This window comes from Streptomyces sp. URMC 126, assembly GCF_051386555.1.
Taxonomy (GTDB): domain Bacteria; phylum Actinomycetota; class Actinomycetes; order Streptomycetales; family Streptomycetaceae; genus Streptomyces.
In genome coordinates this window covers 1-5,030 of record NZ_JBPQTX010000427.1, presented here as the reverse complement: position 1 = coordinate 5,030, position 5,030 = coordinate 1, and the positions used below count along the sequence as shown (strand labels likewise).

Here is a 5,030-nt window from a genome sequence, read left to right as displayed (position 1 = left end):
GCCACCACGCCACACTTGTCCCATGAGCGAGCGCCCCCGAACCACCCTCCTCCGCAACGGCGACGTGCACAGCCCCGCCGACCCCTTCGCCACCGCCATGGTCGTCGAAGGCGGCCACATCGCCTGGGTCGGCTCCGAAGGGGCGGCCGACTCGTTCGCCGACGGTGTGGACGAGATCGTCGACCTCCAGGGCGCCCTCGTCACCCCCGCGTTCACGGACGCGCATGTGCACACCACCGCCACCGGCCTGGCGCTCACGGGACTCGACCTCTCCGGCGCGGCCACGCTCGGCGAGGCGCTGGACCGGGTGCGGGCGTACGCCGCCGCCCGGCCGGGCGACCGGATCTTGCTGGGGCACGGCTGGGACGCGGCCCGCTGGCCCGAGGGGCGGCCCCCGTCCCGGGCGGAGCTGGACGCCGTCACCGGCGGCCGGCCGCTCTACCTCACCCGGGTCGACGTGCACTCCGCGGTGGTCACCACCGCCCTCCTCGACCTCGTCCCGCACGTCAGCGACCTGCGCGGATTCACCCCGGACGGGCCGCTGACCGACGACGCCCACCACGCCGTGCGTACCACCGCGCACGCCGCCGTCACCCCCGCCCAGCGCACCGAGGCGCAGCGCGCCGCGCTGGCCCGCGCGGTGTCGCTGGGCATCGGCTCGGTCCACGAGTGCGCCGGGCCGCTGATCTCCGGCGAGGACGACCTCACCGGCCTGCTGCGGCTGGCCGCCGACGAGCCGGGCCCCCGCGTCGTCGGTTACTGGGCCGAGGCGTTCACCTCCGCGAACCAGCTCGCGAAGGTGAGGGAACTGGGCGCGCTCGGCGCGGCCGGTGACCTCTTCGTGGACGGTTCGCTCGGCTCCCACACGGCCTGCCTGCACGAGCCGTACACCGACCTCCCGGCCGCCACCGGCGCCACCGGCACCGCCCACCTCGACGCCGACACCGTCGCCGCGCACGTCGCCGCCTGCACCGAGGCCGGCGTCCAGGCCGGGTTCCACGCCATCGGCGACGCCGCGCTGACCACCGTCGTCACCGGCGTCCGCGCGGCGGCCGAGAAGGTCGGGCTCGACCGCGTCCGCGCCGCCCGGCACCGGGTCGAGCACGCCGAGATGCTCACGCCCGAGCACATCGCCGCCTTCGCGGAGTTCGCCCTCACCGCCTCCGTCCAGCCCGCGTTCGACGCCGCCTGGGGCGGGGACGAGGGCATGTACGCCGCGCGGCTGGGCCGGGAGCGGGCGCGCGCCCTCAACCCGTACGCGGCGATGCTACGCGCCGGCGTGCCGCTGGCGCTCGGCTCCGACAGCCCCGTGACCCCGCTCGACCCCTGGGGCACGATCCGGGCCGCCGCCTTCCACCACACCCCCGAGCACCGGATTTCCGTCCGCGCGGCCTTCACCGCGCACACCCGCGGCGGCTGGCGCGCGATCGGCCGGGACGACGCGGGCGTGCTGGTGCCGGGGGCGCCCGCCGACTACGCGGTGTGGGAGGCCGGCGACCTGGTGGTGCAGGTGCCGGACGCCCGGGTCGCCAACTGGTCCACCGATCCCCGGTCCGGTACCCCGGGCCTGCCGGAGCTGACGCCCGGCGGTCAACTGCCCCGCTGCGTCCGCACGGTGGTGGCCGGACGGACCGTCTACACCGCCGAGGACCGGCCGAACGGGTGACGTCCGCGCGGCGCGTACCGCCGAACGACGTGCGGTCGGCCTGTCGCACTGCGTCACCCCCTCCGCACTGACCTGCTGATTTGGCACAACGACGCAGGTCAAGCCGCTGTTGACAGGGTCCGGTCCGGGGCAGGTAGGTTCGGCCGGGTCCACCACAGGACGCCCGACCGGAGAACTCCACGCAGTCGTCGAACGCCGCTGGGCCACGGGGTGGGGCGCCACACGGGCGCCCCGCCACTGGGAGCCAGGTCCAGCGCACGGGGGCGGGGGACGTTCCGCCGGGTCGGCAGGTGTGACCCGGGTGGGGCCCGGACGTTCAGTAGACAACGGTTCCAGGGCGACCCGCAGCCAGCGGTTCCCCGGCCGGCCCGAAGGACACCGAGCCCCACCCGCCGTCCCCGCCCGCCCGCCAGTGTCGCGGCCGGGCCTTTCGCCTCTCGGCCTCCGCGCCGCTTTCCCGCACCCTGGACACGGGCCGTACCCGCCACGAGGTACGGTCACGTGACCCTTGAACGAGCTGCAGGAAGGCGCGACCGTGCCCTCGGGTTCCGACACCACCGCCGAGACCTCCGGCGACCCGGCGGCGAGCCGTCCGGACGCCGGGCCGGCGCCCGCCGCACCCCGCCCGGGACGGGCCGCCCGGCCGGCCGCCCTGGCCCGCCGCGAGGCCGCCCGCACCGGCCTGGCCGCCGTCACCGGCGTGGTCCTGGCCTTCGCCTTCCCGCCGTACGACGTATGGCCGCTGTCCGTGCTCGGGGTCGCCGCGCTGACGCTGATGACGCACGGCCGTACCGCCCGCCAGGGCGCGTGGACCGGCTTCGTCCTCGCCCTGCCGTTCTTCGTCCTGCTGCTGCGCTGGCTGGACGTCGTGGGGTACGACGCCGTCGTGGGCCTGTCCGTGGCGGAGGCGCTGTTCGTCGCCGCGCTCGGCGCCGGGCTCGCCCGCACGTCCCGGCTGCGCGGGTGGCCGGTGTGGGGAGCCTGCCTGTGGGTGGCCCAGGAGTGGGCGCGCGACCGGGTGCCGTTCGGCGGCTTCCCCTGGGGCCGGCTGGCCTTCGCCAACACCCACTCGCCGTTCACCCCGCTCGCCGCGCTGGGCGGCGCCCCGCTGGTGAGCTTCGCGGTGGCCCTGGCCGGCGGCCTGCTGGCCTTCGCGGGGCTCACCGTGTGGCGCCGGCGCGGCGCCGGCGGCCCGCTCGCGGTGAAGGCCCTGCTCCCGGCGGTGGAGGCGACGGCCCTGGCCGGGGCCGTCGTCCTGGCCGGGGCCGCGGTGCCGGTCCCGACGAAAGCCGACGACACCGTGGACATCGCGGTCGTCCAAGGCGACGTGCAGAAGCCCGGCATGGACTTCCTCGGCCGCCCGATGCTGATCCTCAACAACCACGTCAACGCCACCCTGCAACTGGCGAAGGACGTGAAGGAGGGCCGGGCGAAGAAGCCCGACCTCGTCATCTGGCCCGAGAACTCCTCCGACCTCGACCCGTTCCGGGTCAAGGAGGCCTACGACCGCATCGACACGGCCGCCAAGGCGATCGGGGTGCCGGTGCTCGTCGGCGCGCTGGTCGACCACCCCTCCAAGCCGGGCTACGTCTTCAACCAGGGCATCGTCTGGGACCCGAAGACCGGCCCCGGCGCCTCGTACACCAAGCAGCACCCGGTGCCGTTCGGCGAGTACGTGCCGTTCCGCGAGCAGCTCAGCAAGGTCATCACCCGGCTGCAGCGGGTGCCCCGCGACTTCTACCCGGGCGACCACACCGGCGTCATGAAGGTCGGCCCGGCCCGGCTGGGCGACGTCATCTGCTTCGAGGTCGCCTACGACGAGATCGTCCGCGAGACCGTGAACGCCGGGGCCCGGGCCCTGGTCGTGCAGACCAACAACGCCACCTTCGGCCACTCCGACCAGCCCGAACAGCAGCTCGCCATGAGCCGGCTGCGCGCCGTCGAGCACGGCCGGGCCGTGGTCACCGCCGCCACCAGCGGCATCAGCGCGGTCGTCGGCCCGGACGGCTCGGTGGTGCGCCGCGCGCCCGAGTTCACCCGCGAGGTCATCACCACCTCGATCCCGCTGCGGGACGGCAGGACGCTCGCGGACCGTGCGGGTGCGGCGCCCGAATGGGCGCTCGCTATGGTGGGCCTTCTGTCCTGGGCGGCCGCGCTTCTGACCGGCCGTCGGGGACGAGTGGTGGAGTCCCCGGACAAGACGGACAAGAAGGGCCAGCAGTGAACGACGGCGGTCAGCGGAGATTCGGTCCGCTCGGCACGACCTTGGTGATCATCCCGACCTACAACGAGGCGGAGAACATCAAGCCCATCGTCGGCCGAGTGCGGGCCGCCGTCCCGGAGGCGCACGTGCTCGTCGCCGACGACAACAGCCCCGACGGCACCGGCAAGCTCGCGGACGAGCTGGCGGAGGACGACGACCACGTCCACGTGCTGCACCGCAAGGGGAAGGAAGGGCTCGGCGCGGCCTACCTGGCCGGCTTCCGCTGGGGCCTGGACCAGGGCTACGGCGTCCTGGTCGAGATGGACGCGGACGGCTCCCACCAGCCCGAGGAACTGCCCCGGCTGCTCACCGCCCTCAAGGGCGCGGACCTGGCCCTCGGCTCCCGCTGGGTGCCCGGCGGGCGGGTCGTGAACTGGCCCAAGTCCCGCGAGATCCTCTCCCGCGGCGGCTCGACCTACTCCCGGCTGATGCTCGACGTCCCGCTGCGGGACGTCACCGGCGGCTACCGCGCCTTCCGGCGCGAGACGCTGGAGGGGCTGGGGATGGACGAGGTGGCGTCCCAGGGCTACTGCTTCCAGGTCGACCTGGCGTGGCGGGCGGTGAAGGCGGGCTTCCACGTGGTGGAGGTGCCGATCACGTTCGTGGAGCGGGAGCGGGGCGACTCCAAGATGAGTCGCGACATCGTGGCGGAGGCGCTGTGGCGGGTGACGTCGTGGGGCGTCGGCTCGCGGGTCGGCAAGGCGCTCGGCCGGGGCTGACGCCCGGCGCCTGCGGTGGGGTGTGCCCCGGTCCCGCCCCTTCGCCGATTCCTGGGGCTGCCGCCCCAGACCCCGCTTGTCGCGGCTTCGCCGCTCGTCCTCAAGCGCCGGACGGGCTGGATAGTGCGCCCTTGGGCGCGCACTTCAGCCCGTCTGGGGGCACCCCCTCTGGGGGAGCTTGAGGACAACCGCGCCGAGCGCGGTTTCGGGGGTCCGGGGGCTTGCCCCCGGGAAACGGCGAAAGGGAGGGACAGGGGCAACAACCGCGACGGCCCCCGCCGCACCATCCACCCCGGCAGCAACCCCAGCGGATCCAGATACTCCCGCCCCCGCAGCAACCCCCAGTGCAAGCAGCCGCCGGCGCAATGCCACGGCCCGGGCC

Annotated in this window: 3 protein-coding genes; all 3 read left to right on the top strand. The window is 74.9% G+C overall.

Translation table 11 applies throughout. The annotated features are described in order from the left end of the window. Positions 1-22: 22 nt before the first annotated feature. A complete protein-coding gene (locus ACSNOK_RS30655; RefSeq protein ID WP_436784065.1) occupies positions 23-1,666 on the top strand; it encodes an amidohydrolase in 1,644 nt (547 codons plus the stop codon). Positions 1,667-2,174: 508 nt separating this feature from the next. Then, complete coding sequence (lnt, locus tag ACSNOK_RS30650) at positions 2,175-3,890, top strand: apolipoprotein N-acyltransferase (protein ID WP_436784064.1); 1,716 nt, start codon at positions 2,175-2,177, stop codon at positions 3,888-3,890. Continuing rightward, positions 3,887-4,648, top strand: a complete 762-nt coding sequence (locus ACSNOK_RS30645; protein WP_436784063.1) for a polyprenol monophosphomannose synthase — start codon at positions 3,887-3,889, stop codon at positions 4,646-4,648. Before lnt ends, ACSNOK_RS30645 begins: the two co-directional genes overlap by 4 nt. Positions 4,649-5,030 lie beyond the last annotated feature (382 nt).

Bases quoted from the DNA above. Each gene is read 5' to 3' on its own strand.
- ACSNOK_RS30655 (WP_436784065.1), top strand. From the start codon at position 23: ATGAGCGAGCGCCCCCGAACCACCCTCCTCCGCAACGGCGACGTGCAC.